This is a genomic window from Rhizobium sp. 01L419 (assembly GCF_056400025.1).
This window is the reverse complement of sequence record NZ_JBFTSM010000003.1, coordinates 373,236-389,088: the sequence shown is the minus strand read 5'-3', so window position 1 is coordinate 389,088 and position 15,853 is coordinate 373,236. Positions and strand designations below refer to the sequence as shown.

18 protein-coding genes are annotated in these 15,853 nt (G+C 60.5%); 11 read left to right on the top strand and 7 right to left on the bottom strand.

Features of this window, described 5'->3' with window-relative positions; translation table 11 throughout:
- Nucleotides 1–168: 168 nt before the first annotated feature.
- Entirely contained in the window at nucleotides 169–1,218 is a 1,050-nt protein-coding gene (locus AC1DUP_RS08925) for a GH25 family lysozyme (protein ID WP_113298217.1), read from the top strand.
- A gap of 59 nt (nucleotides 1,219–1,277) precedes the next feature.
- Here AC1DUP_RS08925 and AC1DUP_RS08920 read toward each other — a convergent pair whose 3' ends face one another.
- Nucleotides 1,278–2,354, bottom strand: coding sequence for a methyltransferase domain-containing protein (locus AC1DUP_RS08920; RefSeq protein WP_113507355.1), 1,077 nt, complete (start codon nucleotides 2,352–2,354; stop codon nucleotides 1,278–1,280).
- A 160-nt stretch (nucleotides 2,355–2,514) separates the two neighbouring features.
- Here AC1DUP_RS08920 and AC1DUP_RS08915 point away from each other — a divergent pair, with 160 nt between their 5' ends.
- A complete protein-coding gene (locus tag AC1DUP_RS08915) occupies nucleotides 2,515–3,561 on the top strand; it encodes a GlxA family transcriptional regulator (protein WP_477832456.1) in 1,047 nt (348 codons plus the stop codon).
- 5 nt (nucleotides 3,562–3,566) lie between these two features.
- Here the strand turns inward: AC1DUP_RS08915 and lepA are convergent, their stop codons facing one another.
- Nucleotides 3,567–5,399 carry a translation elongation factor 4 gene (lepA, locus tag AC1DUP_RS08910; protein WP_477832455.1) on the bottom strand — a complete coding sequence of 611 codons (1,833 nt, stop codon included), beginning with the start codon at nucleotides 5,397–5,399 and terminating at the stop codon, nucleotides 3,567–3,569.
- Nucleotides 5,400–5,475: 76 nt separating this feature from the next.
- Nucleotides 5,476–6,174: a thiaminase II gene (gene tenA, locus AC1DUP_RS08905; protein ID WP_477832454.1), complete on the bottom strand. Its 699-nt coding sequence runs from the start codon at nucleotides 6,172–6,174 to the stop codon at nucleotides 5,476–5,478.
- A 130-nt stretch (nucleotides 6,175–6,304) separates the two neighbouring features.
- On the opposite strand from tenA, the gene AC1DUP_RS08900 reads away from it, so the two are divergent.
- Both AC1DUP_RS08900 and AC1DUP_RS08895 read left to right on the top strand, forming a co-directional pair.
- Nucleotides 6,305–6,874 carry a helix-turn-helix domain-containing protein gene (locus AC1DUP_RS08900; RefSeq protein WP_477832453.1) on the top strand — a complete coding sequence of 190 codons (570 nt, stop codon included), beginning with the start codon at nucleotides 6,305–6,307 and terminating at the stop codon, nucleotides 6,872–6,874.
- Between the two features lie 29 nt (nucleotides 6,875–6,903).
- Nucleotides 6,904–7,422, top strand: a complete 519-nt coding sequence (locus tag AC1DUP_RS08895) for a GNAT family N-acetyltransferase (RefSeq protein WP_477832452.1) — start codon at nucleotides 6,904–6,906, stop codon at nucleotides 7,420–7,422.
- Here the strand turns inward: AC1DUP_RS08895 and AC1DUP_RS08890 are convergent.
- Nucleotides 7,404–8,030: an HAD-IA family hydrolase gene (locus AC1DUP_RS08890; RefSeq protein WP_113298223.1), complete on the bottom strand. Its 627-nt coding sequence runs from the start codon at nucleotides 8,028–8,030 to the stop codon at nucleotides 7,404–7,406. The two genes, AC1DUP_RS08895 and AC1DUP_RS08890, sit on opposite strands and share 19 nt — an antisense overlap.
- Nucleotides 8,031–8,183: 153 nt before the next feature.
- On the opposite strand from AC1DUP_RS08890, the gene AC1DUP_RS08885 reads away from it, so the two are divergent.
- From AC1DUP_RS08885 to AC1DUP_RS08875, 3 genes are all read left to right on the top strand, one after another.
- A complete protein-coding gene (locus tag AC1DUP_RS08885) occupies nucleotides 8,184–9,209 on the top strand; it encodes a histone deacetylase family protein (protein WP_477832451.1) in 1,026 nt (341 codons plus the stop codon).
- Nucleotides 9,210–9,218: 9 nt separating this feature from the next.
- Nucleotides 9,219–9,770, top strand: a complete 552-nt coding sequence (gene recX, locus AC1DUP_RS08880; RefSeq protein ID WP_113298225.1) for a recombination regulator RecX — start codon at nucleotides 9,219–9,221, stop codon at nucleotides 9,768–9,770.
- Between the two features lie 93 nt (nucleotides 9,771–9,863).
- Entirely contained in the window at nucleotides 9,864–10,757 is an 894-nt protein-coding gene (locus AC1DUP_RS08875) for an EamA family transporter (RefSeq protein ID WP_477832450.1), read from the top strand.
- A 3-nt stretch (nucleotides 10,758–10,760) separates the two neighbouring features.
- Here the strand turns inward: AC1DUP_RS08875 and AC1DUP_RS08870 are convergent, their stop codons facing one another.
- A complete protein-coding gene (locus AC1DUP_RS08870) occupies nucleotides 10,761–11,228 on the bottom strand; it encodes a truncated hemoglobin (protein WP_113298227.1) in 468 nt (155 codons plus the stop codon).
- Between the two features lie 173 nt (nucleotides 11,229–11,401).
- Here AC1DUP_RS08870 and mbfA point away from each other — a divergent pair, with 173 nt between their 5' ends.
- Nucleotides 11,402–12,385 carry an iron exporter MbfA gene (gene mbfA / locus AC1DUP_RS08865; protein ID WP_113298228.1) on the top strand — a complete coding sequence of 328 codons (984 nt, stop codon included), beginning with the start codon at nucleotides 11,402–11,404 and terminating at the stop codon, nucleotides 12,383–12,385.
- 100 nt (nucleotides 12,386–12,485) lie between these two features.
- On the opposite strand, the gene AC1DUP_RS08860 is transcribed toward mbfA, so the two are convergent.
- Together AC1DUP_RS08860 and AC1DUP_RS08855 are read right to left on the bottom strand one after the other, a co-directional pair.
- Nucleotides 12,486–13,085, bottom strand: a complete 600-nt coding sequence (locus tag AC1DUP_RS08860; protein ID WP_113298229.1) for a transglutaminase-like cysteine peptidase — start codon at nucleotides 13,083–13,085, stop codon at nucleotides 12,486–12,488.
- Between the two features lie 208 nt (nucleotides 13,086–13,293).
- Nucleotides 13,294–14,091, bottom strand: coding sequence for an alpha/beta hydrolase (locus tag AC1DUP_RS08855; RefSeq protein ID WP_477832449.1), 798 nt, complete (start codon nucleotides 14,089–14,091; stop codon nucleotides 13,294–13,296).
- A 182-nt stretch (nucleotides 14,092–14,273) separates the two neighbouring features.
- Between AC1DUP_RS08855 and infC the strand changes: the two genes are divergently transcribed.
- The 3 genes from infC (at nucleotide 14,274) to rplT (ending at nucleotide 15,756) form a co-directional block, all read left to right on the top strand.
- Nucleotides 14,274–14,810 carry a translation initiation factor IF-3 gene (infC, locus tag AC1DUP_RS08850; protein ID WP_113298231.1) on the top strand — a complete coding sequence of 179 codons (537 nt, stop codon included), beginning with the start codon at nucleotides 14,274–14,276 and terminating at the stop codon, nucleotides 14,808–14,810.
- A 298-nt stretch (nucleotides 14,811–15,108) separates the two neighbouring features.
- Complete coding sequence (gene rpmI, locus AC1DUP_RS08845; RefSeq protein WP_007813308.1) at nucleotides 15,109–15,312, top strand: 50S ribosomal protein L35; 204 nt, start codon at nucleotides 15,109–15,111, stop codon at nucleotides 15,310–15,312.
- Between the two features lie 39 nt (nucleotides 15,313–15,351).
- Entirely contained in the window at nucleotides 15,352–15,756 is a 405-nt protein-coding gene (gene rplT, locus AC1DUP_RS08840) for a 50S ribosomal protein L20 (protein ID WP_113298232.1), read from the top strand.
- Nucleotides 15,757–15,853: the final 97 nt, after the last annotated feature.

Sequence of the window (15,853 nt, the reverse complement as noted above, 5' to 3'; positions counted from 1 at the left end):
AGGGATCTAGAGGCTCGTAAGGGACCTCGCAATCCGTCTGCTATCAAATCGCCGGGCGGAAAGATCGGATTCAGTCTTTTTTGATAATTTTCTATTAGTCATGCTGGATTGGTGTTCTCACGGAATAGCTGAGGCACCCCCCAGTTGTTGTTTTGCGTAACGGTGCTCATGCGTTCCACGGCTGTCCCAGCAATCCTTCTTGCCTGCCTCGCTCTGGCGGGCTGCTCGTCGGCTTCCGGTCCGGAAAGTCTCGTCGCCGGTGTCACTCCGAAGCCTTCGAAGGAAATGACCTCCTCCGTCACGCCGCCGCCGGCTCACGTACCGCAGGCCACGGTCGCAGCGGTCGAACCGGACGAGGCCACCCCGCAGGAAAGCCTTGCCTGGGATGCGTCGGCGCCGGAATCGCGCGCCTTTTCGGCGGTGACGCCTTCAGCTCTTTCGCAGCCTGGAATGCCTGTCCCCGTTGAGCGCCCGGTCGAATTCGCGATGGCGGCAGCTCCTGCGATCCAGCAGCCGACCCGCGGCCGCTCGCGCGTCTATGGCTACGGTTTCCGCGATGCCAAGCCGATCAATTTTGGCAAGATCTCGCCACGCAAGCTCGCCGTCCACGGCGTCGACGTCTCACGCTGGCAGGGAGATATTGACTGGGAAACGCTGCGGACCCGCGGCGCGAACTTCGCCTTCATCAAAGCGACCGATGGCGGCGACCACCTGGACCCGATGTTCAAGACCAATTGGCGGCGAGCCAAGGAAGCCGGCATCAAGCGTGGCGCCTATCACTTCTTCTATTGGTGCCGCACAGCCGGCGAGCAGGCCGACTGGTTCATCCGCAACGTCCCGCGTGATCCGGATGCATTGCCGCCGGTCATCGATGTGGAATGGAACGGCGAATCGAGCTGCAAGGTGAAGCTCTCCCGCGCCCGCGTGCTGGAGAAAATGCAGGTCTTCATGGAGAAGATCGAGCGCCACTACGGCAAGCGTCCCATTATTTATACTGCCCCGGATTTCTACGAGGACAATCTCGAAGGCGCCTTCCAGAACTATCACTTCTGGCTGCGTGCGGTCGCGGAACATCCTTCGAAGGTCTATCCGAACCGCAAATGGCTCTTCTGGCAATATTCCGGCTCCGGCCTCTCGCACGGCGTCGAAGGCCGTATCGACCTCAATGTCTTCCGGGGCAGCGAGGATGAATGGCACCGCTGGGTGGCCGGGCTTTGAAACCTGCCGGTGGGCTGAATTTATCAGCCCAGCAAGGTTTTCGGCATCGATCGCAAAGATCAGAGCCGTGCCTCCAAAACAAGGTTGAACGGTGTAGCCATTGCCCGACGGAACCGTGTGAACCCTGCTTTGCGAAAAATCTCGGCCAGTCGTTTTTCGCCTGCCTGTGCGCCAAGCACCATATGGCCGCCATCCGAGATCGCATGGGCACAGCAGATCGTCGTCGAGGCGGCATAATACATGCGCGCGACCGGCGAGATATTATCGCCGACGCCGTCTTTCGCAAAAGGCTCGACCAGCATCACTGTCCCATTGGCCGCAATGGTTCTGGCTGCGTGATCAGCGACAGCCAGCGGATTGCCCATGTCGTGCAGGCAGTCGAAGAGGCAGATGAGATCATAGCCGGAGTCCGGATAGGCATCCGCTCGCGCCGTCTCGAATATGACATTCTCTGTCCCACCCACCTTCGCTACGACCTGTCGAGCTTCGTCCAGCGATTCCGCGTGCGAATCGAATCCACGGAAATGTGAGGCCGGAAAGGCCGCCGCCATCAGGGCCGTTGAATGTCCGTGGCCGCAGCCGACATCGGCGACCAGCGCGCCGGCCTTCAGCTTTTCGACCACGCCATCGAGCGCCGGCAGCCATTCGGAGATGAGGCTTGCCTTGTAGGCATTGCGGTAAAGCGAGGCGACACCGCAATAGAGCCGTCCGTCATGGTCGCCCCAGGGAATGCCGGCCCCCGTGCGAAAGGCTTCGAGCGCCTTGTCCTCATCCGCCCACATCGAAGCCGGGATCGCCCAGGCTGCCGCCATGAAGACCGGGCTGTCGTCCTGCGCCAGCACCATTGCGTTTTCCGCCGGCAATTCGTAGCTGTGGCCGGCGACATCGTAGATCACATAGCCACCGGCAACCTGCGAACCCAGCCATTCGCGGATATAGCGCTCCGCGCATCCGGTGCGGGCGGCAAGCTGATGCGAGCTGACCGGACCCGCTTCCGCCATCGCCTTATAAAGGCCGAGCCGGTGCCCGATACTGACCATCACCCCGCCATAGCCGGCAGAGAGATCGCCGATTGCCCGTGAAACGATGAGGTCGAGCTTGGCCGCATCGATTGTCCTGCTTCTTATCTGGTCCATTGTCTTCTCCTGTCGAAACATTCGGAATGCGAATTGAATGACAGGTGGCGGAGCCGAGCGGCAGAGCGGTATGGACCAGAAGCGGGCCATTTGCGCCAATCCTTGCAGCGGTGTAGGCAATAGGGGCAAGTGACGGAGCCGCTTTCTTCCGGGGGATGAGATGCAATCCGGTGTCGATCCTGCAGCATCCGAACCGCTTCATGTCAGCCTCGTGGCCATTCCCGAGGCGGTCGTCTCGACGCTGAGTGGCATCTTCGATGTCATGAATGCCTTCACAGTCTTGCCGGCAGCAGGCGAAATCATCCCCTGCGGTCCGCCCTTCAGAGTGGAAATCGTCGGCGTGTCCGCAGCGCCGCTCGAGCTTGCCAGCCGCGTGCCCATCACCGTTCAGCGCAGCATTTCATCGCTTGAGCATACGGACATCATCATCGTTCCCTCTATATTGCTGCCATCGGATGGCTGGGAGAAAGGTCGCCATGCGGAACTTGTCGAATGGGTCCGCGCCATGCATGCGCACGGTGCGCTCATCTGCTCGGCCTGCTCGGGGCTCTTTCTGCTCGCCGAAACCGGGCTCTTCGATGGAATGGATGCGACCGTACATTTCGGTTACGCCGATGCCTTCCGGGCCAGTTTTCCGCAGGTGCCTGTCCATCCCGAGCGCGTGCTTGTGGTTTGCGGCAGGCGGGAGGAATTGATCAGCTCCGGCGCCTCGATGACCTGGCATGATCTGGTACTCTACCTGATCGCCCGCCATGCCGGCGCTTCGGCAGCGCAGGCGATCGCTCGCTTCTTTGCGCTGCAATGGCATCAGGATGGGCTTGCCCCCTACATCGTCTTCGAAGGGCGCAGGGATCACGGCGATATTGCCATCCGGATGGCACAGGAATGGATTTCAAGCCATTTCTCGGTCGCCGATCCCATCGAGGAGATGTTTCGCCACGCTGGCCTGACAGAGCGAACGTTCAAGCGCCGTTTTACCCATGCGACCGGCATCAGCCCAATCGCCTATGTGCAGAGGTTGCGCGTGGAGGACGCAAAGCGGCGACTGGAGCGCACGGATGCTCCGGTCGATGAGATAAGCTGGCAGGTCGGCTATGAGGAGCCCGCCTTCTTCCGCCGGCTCTTCAGGCGCATGACAGGACTAAGCCCCGGCGTCTATCGCCGCCGGTTCCGTGTCCCCGATTATGCTCGGCCGGTAAAAAGCTGAGGCGCTTACTCGTCGCCCATCTTCAGCGCTGCAATAAACGCTTCCTGCGGGATTTCTACCTTGCCGAACTGGCGCATGCGCTTCTTGCCGGCCTTCTGCTTGTCGAGCAGCTTGCGCTTGCGGGTGGCGTCGCCGCCGTAGCACTTCGCGGTCACGTCCTTGCGCAGCGCCGAGATCGTCTCGCGGGCAATCACATTGCCGCCGATCGCGGCCTGGATCGGAATCTTGAACATGTGCTTCGGGATCAGCTCCTTGAGCTTCTCGCACATGTCGCGGCCGCGTTTTTCCGCGGCTGTCCGGTGCACCATCATCGACAGCGCGTCGACCGGCTCGCCGTTGACGAGGATCGACATCTTCACGAGGTTGCCCTCGCGGTGTTCGGTGAGTGTGTAGTCGAAGGAGGCATAACCCTTGGAGATCGACTTCAGCCGGTCGTAGAAGTCGAAGACGACTTCATTGAGCGGCAGGTCGTAGGTCAGCATCGCGCGCGTGCCGACATAGGTGAGTTCGACCTGGATGCCGCGCCGGTCCTGGCAAAGCTTCAGGATGCCGCCGAGGTAATCGTCCGGCGTCAGGATCGTCGCGCGGATCCACGGCTCGTGGATTTCCGAGATCTTGACGACATCGGGCATGTCGGCGGGGTTGTGCATCTCGCGCTCCGTGCCGTCTGTCATGTACATCTTGTAGACGACGGATGGTGCGGTTGCGATGAGGTCGAGGTCGAACTCGCGTTCCAGCCGTTCCTGGATGATTTCGAGATGCAGAAGGCCAAGGAAGCCGCAGCGGAAACCGAAGCCAAGAGCAGCCGACGATTCCATTTCGAAGGAGAAGGACGCGTCGTTGAGCCGTAGCTTGCCCATGGCGGCGCGCAGATCCTCGAAATCGGCCGCGTCGACCGGGAAGAGACCGCAGAACACCACCGGCTGCGCCGGCTTGAAGCCCGGCAGCGCTTCGGCCGTCGGCCGCTTGTCCTCGGTGATCGTATCGCCGACGCGGGTGTCGGCCACTTCCTTGATCGAAGCGGTAATGAAGCCGATCTCGCCGGGGCCGAGGCTGTCGACATTGACCATCTTCGGTGTGAGCACGCCGACGCGCTCCACCTGGTATTTCGCATCCGTGCCCATCATCCGCACCGTCTGTCCCTTGGTCAGCACACCGTCGATGACGCGCACCAGAACCATGACGCCGAGATAGGTGTCGTACCAGCTGTCGACGAGCAGCGCCTTCAGCGGCGCCTTTTCGCCGCCGACGCTCTTCGGCGCAGGCAGCTTATGCACGATTGCTTCGAGCACGTCGGGAATGCCAAGACCGGTCTTCGCCGAAATCAGCACGGCCTCCGAAGCATCGATGCCGATCACTTCTTCGATTTGTTCCTTGATGCGATCCGGTTCAGCGGCCGGCAGGTCGATCTTGTTGAGGACGGTGACGATCTCATGGTTGTTGTCGATCGCCTGGTAGACGTTGGCGAGCGTCTGCGCCTCGACACCCTGCGAGGCGTCGACGACAAGCAGCGAACCCTCGCAGGCCGACAGCGAACGGGAGACTTCATAGGCGAAGTCGACGTGGCCGGGCGTGTCGATGAGGTTGAGAATGTATTTCTCGCCGTTGTTCGCTTGATAGTGCAGGCGCACGGTCTGGGCCTTGATGGTGATGCCGCGCTCGCGCTCGATATCCATATTGTCGAGCACCTGCTCGGACATTTCGCGCTCGGCGAGGCCACCTGTCGTCTGGATCAGGCGGTCGGCCAGCGTCGATTTGCCGTGGTCGATGTGGGCCACGATCGAGAAGTTGCGGATATGGGATAGCGGAGTCGTCGGATTGGTGCTCATGCGCGCCATATAGCAGCGCGCACATCGCCCGCAAAGCGGTAATTATCCTGCAGTTTACCCTATTTTGCAGCCTGTGGAACTTGGCTCAGACCGGCCACGTCTCCAGCCGCCAGGCCGAATCCCAGAACATCCATTCATATTGCGAGGCGCGCACGAAGGCGTCCATCATCTGCTGGCGCTCTGCCGGCGAGGCAGCACGGGCGGCGATATCAGTCAAAGCGATGACTTCGCGGGCTCCGGCTGCGAACTGCGGATCGCCGTAGGTGTTGATCCAGGCCTGGAAGACATTCCCTTCGATCGCCGGCTTGCTCTTGATGTCTTCGCCGACATGCCAGTAGATCCAGAAGCAGGGCAGGATCGCCGAAAGCGCCACCGCATAGGAGTTGTGGTAGGCCGTCGCCAGCAGGAAATTCGTATAGGCGAAGCAGGCAGGCGAGGGTTCGGCCGCCGTCACGTCGGCGCTGGAAATACCGAATTGGCTGAGAAAACCGGCATGCAGCCCCTGCTCGACGGTGATCGCCTTCTGCGCCGAACCGAGGAAGCGCAGCACCTGTGCATTATCGGGCGCCTTGGCGGCGACGATCGCAAGGCACCGGGCATAGTGCTTCAGGTAGATTGCGTCCTGCAGGATATAGTGGCGGAAAACCTCCGGCGGCAGTGTGCCGTCGGAAAGACGTTGCAGCAGCGGCAATCTCTCGATCTCGGCCATGATTGGTTTGATCCGGTGCCAGGCGGCAGCCGTGAAGCTTTCCGCGGTCTCAGTGCCTTGCGTGATGCCGTCCATGCTGGTCTCCGCTCTTGAATGCCGCTGCCATATATCGACTGCGTTACGGTGAAAGCAAGGCCGCACACAAGCACTTGATTCCACCATCGGATCATGTATTTCTCTTATAGTAGAATTTCGGACCGTAGAAATGGAACTGGAACTTGAACAGGCGATCGGCATCCGTATCCGCACACTGCGGATGGAGAAGGGGCTGACGCTGGATGACCTCGCCACCGCTTCCGGCGTCAGCCGTGCGATGATCTCCCGCATCGAGCGTGCGGAGGCGAGCCCGACGGCTTCGCTGCTCGCCCGGGTCTGCGCCGCACTCGGCCTGTCCCTGTCTGCCTTCTTCGCCGAGGAGGGACAGCAGGCGTCGCCGCTTTCGCGCCGGCAGGAGCAACTGGTCTGGCGCGATCCCGAAACCGGATATATGCGCCGTGCCGTTTCGCCACCGGGCACGTCCTCGGATATCGACATCGTCGATGTTGAATTTCCGGTGGGTGCACGGGTCAGCTTCCCGCCGCACGCGGCGAGCCGCGGCATGACTCAGCACGTCTGGCTCTTTGATGGTGAGCTGGAAATGACGGTCGGCGACACCGTTCATCGCCTCAAGCCCGGCGACTGTCTCTTCATGCCGGTCGGTGACGGCCATGTCTTTCACAATCCGGGTCACGCACCGGCACGCTATTGCGTCGTGCTGGATCGCGGCGGCCGCTAATTCACGCACTCATTTACCAGGGGACCATCATGCCGACCATTCGCCTTCTCGCCGCCGCCGAGGCCCACGCGGCCATTCCCGACCTTTGCGAAGTGCTCGCCGATTGCGTCAACGGTGGCGCCTCGGTCGGCTTCATGCAGCCCTACACGCCTGGCGATGCCGAACCCTATTGGCGTGGTGTCGCCGAAGCCGTGGCCGATGGTGCCACTCTGCTCTTTGTCGCCGACGTGGATGGCAAGGTTGTCGGCACCGTGCAGGTCGGCGCTGCCCAGATGCCGAATCAGCCGCATCGCGGCGACCTGAAGAAGCTGCTCGTCCACCGCTCCGCCCGCGGCCATGGTCTGGCGCGCCTGCTGATGGACATGGCTGAACAGGAAGCGGCCCGCCGCGGCAAGACGATCCTCGTTCTCGACACGGCAACCGGCAGCGACGCCGAAGCCATCTACCCGCGCCTCGGCTGGGAGCGCGTTGGTGTCATCCCCGACTACGCGTTGTGGCCGGAAGGCGGGCTTTGCGCCACGACGCTTTTCTACAAGCGGGTCGCCTGAGCATTCTGCGTAAAGGCAGCGATGGCATCTGCAAGCGCCGAAGCCGGCGTCCAGTGCAATGCCTTCCAGCCAAACTGCGTGGCAGCAGCGATATTCTCCTCGAGATCGTCGATAAAGCCGATGTCTTCAGGCGCGACACCGACGCCTTCTGTTGCAAGGCGGAAGAAGTCGGTGGCCGGCTTGCGAGCGCCAAGTGCTGCGGAATAGAAAATGCCGTCGAAAAGCGCGCCGAGTTCGAGCACGTCGCGCAAATAGGCCGCCCGTCTATGCTCCTGATTGGTAGCAAGATAGAGAAGCGTGCCTTCGTCCTTCAGGCGGGCGAGGTCGGCAAGCAACTGCCGGTCCAGGCGGGAATCATTTTCAAACCAGTAGTCGAGCAGTTTCTCGGCGGTAAGGTGCGGGGCGATGCGGCCGAGAACCTCCGTCAGGCGGGGCTCTATCGGCTCCTGGCCGGTGATAATGCCCACCCAAAAGGGTTTGAAAAACTCCTGTTGAAGCAACGACGGCGACAGGCCGAGGTCGCGCTCAAGGTAGGTAAATAGCGGCAGACCGTCCGCCGGCCGCCCGTGAACCAGCACGCCATCGACATCGACCATCAGGATTTTCATGGGGCTTAATCTCTTGAGAAAAAGGAACGCATTCTGAAATCGGCTTGAACGTGGCGTCGTCCGCGGCAGCGATCAAGGCGTGTTCAACGCTTTTTTCTTCGGACCAGCCTGTGTAAGGCTTGAGTTTGACAGACTGATTTGCGGAGGACCTCGGTGCGCGTCATCTATTCCGAAGACCACAAGCTGCGTGATGCGAAGACGGAGCTGCATGATGGCCAGCTTGTGACGCCCTTCGAGGCGCCGTTCCGGGCGGAATGGATTCTGTCTGCGGTCAGAGAAGCAGGCTTTTCCGAGGTCGTGGCGCCGGAGGCCCACGGCCTTGAAACGGCCCGCAAGGTGCATGATCCCGCCTATCTGGAATTTCTGGCGATGGTCTGGGATCGTTGGGTGGCGGCAGGCTATAAGGGTGAGGCGATTGCCAATTCCTTTCCCGTCCGCCGCACCAGCCAGCGCGTGCCTGAGAACATCGTCGGTGCGATCGGCCATTATGCGAATGCCGCCGATACTTCCATCACCAAGGGGTCTTACGAGGCAGCACTTGCCTCGATGCGCTGCGCGATGACAGCCGCGGATTGGCTGAATGCCGGCAACCGCTTCGCCTTCGCACTCTGCCGCCCGCCCGGCCATCACGCCGGCATCGACCTCTTCGGTGGCTACTGCTTCATCAATAATTCCGGCGTCGCGGCGCAACGCCTGCTCGATCATGGCGCCAGGAAGGTCGCCGTGCTCGATGTCGATTTCCACCATGGCAACGGCACACAGGATCTTTTCTATCGCCGCAGCGATGTCTTTACCGCCTCGTTGCATGGCGATCCCATCCACGCCTTTCCCTATTTCCTCGGCCATGCCGATGAAGTGGGCGAAGGGGAGGGCGAGGGCGCCAATCGCAATTATCCGATGGCACGCGGTACGAGCTTCGATGTCTGGGCATCGGCCCTGTCGGATGCGCTCTCCCGCATCAAGGCCTTCGGCGCGGAAGCGATCGTCGTGGCCCTCGGCGTCGATACGTTCGAGCGCGATCCGATCTCCTTCTTCAAGCTGAAATCGGAGGACTTCATCCGTATGGGCGAGACGATCTCCGCTGCCGGCCTGCCGGTCGTCACTTGCATGGAGGGCGGTTACGGCGTGCCCGAAATCGGCCTCAACGTCGCCAATGTGCTCAAGGGCCTGGAAGCCTGATCACTGCCGATGACCGAGGAGACCATTCCATCCGATATCCCGACGCCCCGCATGCTGAGTTGGGCGCGCAACTCGACGATCTATCGCCTCGAACGGCGCATGATGACGGAAAAGCAGCTCTTTGATGCCATCGCCCGCAAGGCGAAGGAGAAATTCGAGGGTATCAGCGGAGCACAGCTCAAGGCGGTTGCCGATTTCGCCGTCAAATTCGCTTATGACAACAAGGTGCTAGACGATACCGCCTATGCCGAAATCAGCACCCGTTCCGCCGTGCGCAGCGGCAAATCGAAGCGTGCCATCGCCCGGAAGCTTGCGGTCAAGGGCGTCTCCAGCGACAGGGTTGAGGCCGCGCTTGAAGAGGCTGACGATCTCTATGCCGCAGCGATATTCGCCCGCAAGCGCGCCTTCGGTCCCTTCCGTCGCGTCGAACTCGACGACAAGCGGAAAGCAAAGGAACTCTCCGCCTTCGCCCGCAACGGCTTCAGTTTCGAGATCGGCAGGAAGGTCTTCGAGATGAGCTTCGAGGATGCCGAAGAGGTGATCCTCGCTGGTCGCCTCTGATATCGCATCAAGCCTTTTGCTGACACGATCAGAAGTTTGAATTTGTCGCCGGCGAACTGCCTTCGTATGAAGAGCCCGCAATCGGAGACATCAATGGAAGAGAGAACGAACGCTGAAGCCGACGCCTTGATCGCGGAGACATCACCAGCATTCGRCGGCGTAGCGGCTGGTGGGCTGATGTGCCTCATGTCCATGTCCTCCATCCAGTTCGGCGCGGCACTTTCCTCCTCCGCCATCGCCACTTATGGACCGGCGGGTGCCACATGGCTGCGCCTTGCCTTTGCGTCCGTCATTCTGGCCATCGTCGTTCGCCCGCGCATCTTCAGCTATAGCCGCGATCAATGGGTAAGTGCGCTGGTTCTCGGCACGACGACGGCGCTGATGACCACGAGTTTCTTCTCAGCGATCGCGCGTATTCCGCTCGGTCTTGCTGTGGCGATTGATTTTCTCGGCCCCCTGTCGGTCGCGACCATTGGCTACGGCCTCAGCCGGCGTCTCGTCTGGCCGCTCGTCGCCGCGTTCGGTGTTCTGGCACTTGCCCATGATGGTGAGGGCTGGGTTGGAGATCCGCTCGGTGTTCTCTTTGCATTTGGCGCCGGAACCGGTTGGGCGATCTATATCGTGCTCACGAAGAAGATCGGCGCGAGCTTCAAGGGACTGGAGGGGCTCTCCATGTCGCTTATGGTCGCCGCGGTGGTCGCGACACCCCTGGGTTTTTCGGGCGCCGTGCCGAAGCTCGATGCTTACGGCCTGATCGAAATGGCGGGTCTCGCCGTTCTCGTGCCTCTGCTGCCCTACACGCTGGAACTGATTGCGTTGCGGCGCATGCCGACGGCTTCATTCGGCATCCTTATGAGCCTGGAGCCTGCCATTGCCGCGGTCGCAGGCTTCATCATTCTGGCACAGCCCATGACGCTTCTGCAGATGGCCGGAACAGCTTTGGTCGTTGCCGCAAGCGCCGGTGCAACCTTTTCCGCGAGGCAATGAGCCTCAGCCTGTTTTCTTCGTGGGATCGTCGAGCGCCGGATTGTAGAAGAGCGACAGCGTCAGGCTTTTTGCGATCCGTTCGGCCGTCGCCATGAACCAGTCCTTGGCCTCTGGCGTCGGTGCCACGTCCTCGAGCGTTTCGGAAAACAGCGAAAGCCATTGCGGGAAAAGATCAGGCGTCATGTTCGCCACGCCGTGATGCGCCTGCACCGGCTTGCCGCCATAGGCGCCGCTGCGAAAGGCGACGGATGACCAGAAGCTTTTCATCCTGTCCATATGTTCGGGCCAACGCCCGGAAAGCCGCGCGTCGAACACCGGTCCGAGCTTGGGATGCTGCAGCACACGCCCGTAAAAGGTTTCCACAAGCTTCGCAATGAAGGCCTCGTCGACGCCGATCGCCTTCATCTCGGCCTCGGCCTTTTCGCGGATCGCGGCAACATGCGCAGCCCGTCCCTGTATCTCATTATTCATCGTATACCCCGGCGCCGCTTGCTGCTGGCAGCCCTCATATAGGCCCGCGCACGGGATTGCCAAACCGCGATGGACGAATTGCGGCAATCCGCCAATCTTGCCGGGCTTGGATCTTGACCCTCGCCACATCACTCTTTAAATTTAGAATAATTCTAAATTATTGGAGAATATCTATGTTGGCCCGGTTTTTCAGATCACCGAAACGTTCCTTCCGTTCTCTCTCCGAACAGGAAATCCTGGCTCTCGCCATCGCGTCCGAGGAAGACGATGCCCGCATCTATCTCGCTTATGCTGAGCACCTGCGTGCCGAGTTTCCGGCGTCAGCCAAGGTGTTCGAGGATATGGCTGAGGTGGAGGACACGCACCGCAAGTCGCTGATCGAAATCTACCGCCAGCGCTTCGGCGAGCGTATCCCGCTGATCCGGCGCGAGCATGTTCAGGGCTTTTACGAACGCAAGCCGGACTGGCTTCGCGCCAATCTCTCACTCGACTCCATCAGGCAGGAAGCTGAGGCGATGGAGGAGCAGGCCTATCGTTTCTATGTCGAGGCGATCAAGCAGACATCTGATGCCTCCACGCGTCAGCTTCTCGGCGATCTCGCGATTGCCGAACAGGGGCATGAGGAAATTGCCCGCATGCTGGGCGACAAGCACACGCCCGACGATGTGAAGAAGGAAGAGGACGAGACGGCGCGGCGCCGGTTCGTACTGACCTATGTGCAGCCGGGTCTCGCCGGTCTCATGGATGGCTCGGTTTCCACGCTCGCACCGATCTTCGCTGCCGCCTTCGCCACGCAGGATACCTGGCAGACCTTCCTCGTCGGTCTGTCGGCTTCGGTCGGTGCAGGCATCTCGATGGGCTTCACCGAAGCCGCCCATGACGACGGCAAGATCTCCGGCCGCGGCTCGCCGATCAAGCGTGGCCTTGCCTGCGGTATCATGACGGCGCTCGGCGGTCTCGGTCACGCACTGCCCTACCTGATCCCGCATTTCTGGACCGCGACCATCACCGCCGCCGTCATCGTCTTCTTCGAGCTTTGGGCGATCGCCTTCATTCAGAACAAATACATGGAGACGCCGTTCCTGCGCGCCGCCTTCCAGGTGGTCGTCGGCGGCAGCCTCGTGCTCGCAGCCGGTATTCTGATCGGCAATGCCTAATTGCGGTCTGGCACAGCCCCAGCCAGTGCGGAGAGACGTCCACACGCCAAAATAAAAAAGCCGGCTTTCGCCGGCTCTTTCACAGTCCCCTCGAAACTCTTTACTTGAGAGCGCCGACCAGAACGTCACGGCCGTTCTCAATGGTGACCCAGCGGCCGGCGTTGAAGCTCGACTGGCGCTTGATGAAGCTATAGGGCGTCGCAAACCACGGCTTGACGTCGGAGGCGAGGTTGTCGAGCACGAAATCGCCTTCAGCAGTGCGCAGCGTCAGCACAGCGTGGCCTTCGCCATCGGGCTTGCGCACCACGGTCATCAGCAGATCGGCAGGCGAGAAGCCGCGCTGGATGAGGACACGGCGCTTCAGAAGCGCGAAATCCTCGCAGTCGCCAGCCGTGGTCGGATAGGCCCAGACCTCGTCTTTGCCGTAGATTTCCTTGTCGGTCATCGGCGTGATGGTGCGGTTGACCGTCGCGTTGACCGAACGGACCGTCGCCCACCGGGCACCCGTCATGGCGACCGGGCCGGTATTGCGGTTGGCACCGCATTCGCTGCGGTGCGTCTGACAGAAGTCGTAATGGCCAACCGGCTGCGATGTCGCATTGCCGGTCACCATGGATGCATTCTTGCTAGGAGCCGGAATAGCGGCCGGCGCCATTGCAAACACGGCCATCATGGCCACGAGGAAACCCTTGATCCGCACGCCCTACTTCCCTGCATCGCGCTTTATTTATTAACAAAGAGTTAACGGAGAGGGCCGAAAGGAGTCAATCGTTACTTCTTGGGAGTGCCGTACAACTCGTAGACATGGTTAAAATGCAACATAACCTCTGGATGATTGAACAGATCTTATTCAACCATGGCCTTCTATTTGGGCAGTTGCATATGCTTTGATGGGAACTGGCTTGCGCTCAGCGGATCAGGCCTTTGACGGCGCTGCGCAGCCTCTCGATGTCCTGCGGACGCGATAGCCGGTGATCGCCATCGCGAATGAAGGTCAGTACTACGTCGTCTGCCGGAAGATGTTCCACGAGCTTCATGGCATGCAGATAGGGAACATCGGCATCTTTCATGCCCTGCAGGATATGGATCGGGCAGCCCGTTTCAATGATGCCGGTCAGCACCCGGTTCTGGCGGCCATCCTCGATCAGCGCGCGCGTATAGATGTTGGGCTCCGGGCTATACTGCGAGCGTTCCTCGAAATAGCCGCGCTCCTCCAGCGAGGCGCGTTCCTTTTTCTTGAGGTTCGGTTCGATGAGATCGGAGGTGAAGTCCGGCGCCGGTGCGATGAGCACCATGCCTTCGAGCTTTGGTCCGCCATGCCGGGCAAGCTCCTGTGCGACCCGCAGCGCAATCCAGCCCCCCATCGAAGAGCCGATAAGGATCATTCGTTCCGGGGCGCAGTGACGGATCACCGCGAGCGCTTCTTCCAGCCAGCGCGAGATCGTGCCATCGGTGAAGGCTCCGCCGGAAAGCCCGTGGCCGGAATAGTCGAGGCGGATGCAGGCCGCGCCTAGTTCCGCGGCAAGCAGGTCGATTTCGATGGCCTTGCTGCCGCTCATGTCGGATCGGTAGCCGGATAGCCAAACGAGGGCGGGAAGATCGGTGTTGGCCCGCGCCGGGCGTACCAGCGTGGCGATCTGCCGCGCGGCCTCGCCTTCGCCGACATCAAGGAACTGGGGCTCAAGAACAGGCATCTGGTCGGACATCGGGCAGAACTCCTATTGTTTTCGCCTATAAAACAGATTCTTGACAGGCTGACAGCAGGTGATTTTTCCGCTATAGGGTGTTATTGAATCCGTTGCAGTGATGGCGTGACCCGTTTGTGCCCCCCCTTTCGAACTGGGACACGAAGCTGCAACGTTCCGAACAACGCGAGGAGAATACGACCATTCGCAGACCCTTTAAAACCGACGCGCCCGTAAAGGATGGACCGCGCTCGAACCGGGATATCCGCATTCCGAAAGTTCAGCTGATTGCTGCTGACGGCCAGAATATGGGCATCGTGCCCACTGACCAGGCTTTGAAAATGGCGGAAGAAGCCGGCCTCGACCTCGTCGAAATTTCCCCCAATGCCGAACCGCCTGTGTGCAAGATCCTTGATCTGGGCAAGCTGAAATATGCCAACCAGAAGAAGGCCGCCGAGGCGCGCAAAAAGCAGAAGATTGTCGAAGTCAAAGAAATCAAGATGCGTCCCAACATCGACACCCATGACTATGAGGTGAAGATGAAGGCGATGGGTCGCTTCTTTGACGAAGGCGACAAGGTGAAGGTGACGCTAAAGTTCCGCGGCCGTGAAATGGCCCACCAGGAACTTGGCATGAAGCTTCTCCAGCAGGTCAAGGCCGACACGCTTGAGATCGCCAAGGTCGAAGCCGAGCCCAAGCTCGAAGGCCGCCAGATGATGATGGTGCTGGCGCCGAAGTGACCGGTGCCGCATTCTTTCGCTCAAAGCCGTCCGACAGGGCGGCTTTTGTGTTTCCTGGGCGGCAAGATTCGTCATCCGCCCCGTTGCACTTTCATGACGCTGCGGTTATAAGCGCGCGTCCGAACTGACCGGCAGGGCATGCCGTGGCAGTTTCGAATGCTTGCGGACAGGTTTCGTCGCCTGACCCGCAGATCAACAACAAACGCTCCCGCGCCTTGGGCGAAGACCGGAAAACCGGGCTTGCGCAGAAGGGCTTCTTTGATGAAGCGCGCAGGGAGGACAGAAACGGAGTAGCAAAATGCCCAAGATGAAGACGAAGTCCTCTGCCAAGAAGCGGTTCAAGATCACCGCCACCGGCAAGGTCAAGGCGGCTGCCGCTGGCAAGCGCCATGGCATGATCAAGCGCTCGAACAAGTTCATTCGCGACGCACGTGGCACGATGGTTCTGGCAGAACCCGATGGCCGCAAGGTTGTGAAGAACTATCTGCCGAACGGTCTCTGAGACTATTCCGGTAACGCGTTAGATTAAGGAGATCATGAAATGGCACGTGTAAAAAGAGGCGTCACCGCCCACGCCAAGCACAAGAAGGTTCTGAAGCAGGCCAAGGGTTTCTACGGCCGCCGCAAGAACACCATCCGTACCGCCAAGGCCGCAGTCGATCGCTCCAAGCAGTACGCTTACCGCGACCGCAAGGTTAACAAGCGCAACTTCCGCGCCCTCTGGATCCAGCGTATCAACGCTGCCGTCCGCGAATTCGGCCTGACCTACGGCCGCTTCATCGACGGTCTGAACAAGGCTGGCATCGAAGTCGACCGTAAGGTTCTCTCCGATATGGCAATCCATGAGCCGGAAGCATTCGGCGCCCTGGTTGCTGCCGCCAAGAAGGCCCTTGAATACCTCAAGGAATCCGGCACGGCTAACGAGTTTGAAGGCGCGGTTCGGTAACCAGCGCTTCCCAAGCTTGACGCTTTTTTGAATTTTGGGAAACCCGCGCTGGTTTGGGCTAGCGCGGGTTTTTCTTTCTTTGTACTGCTGGCGCGGC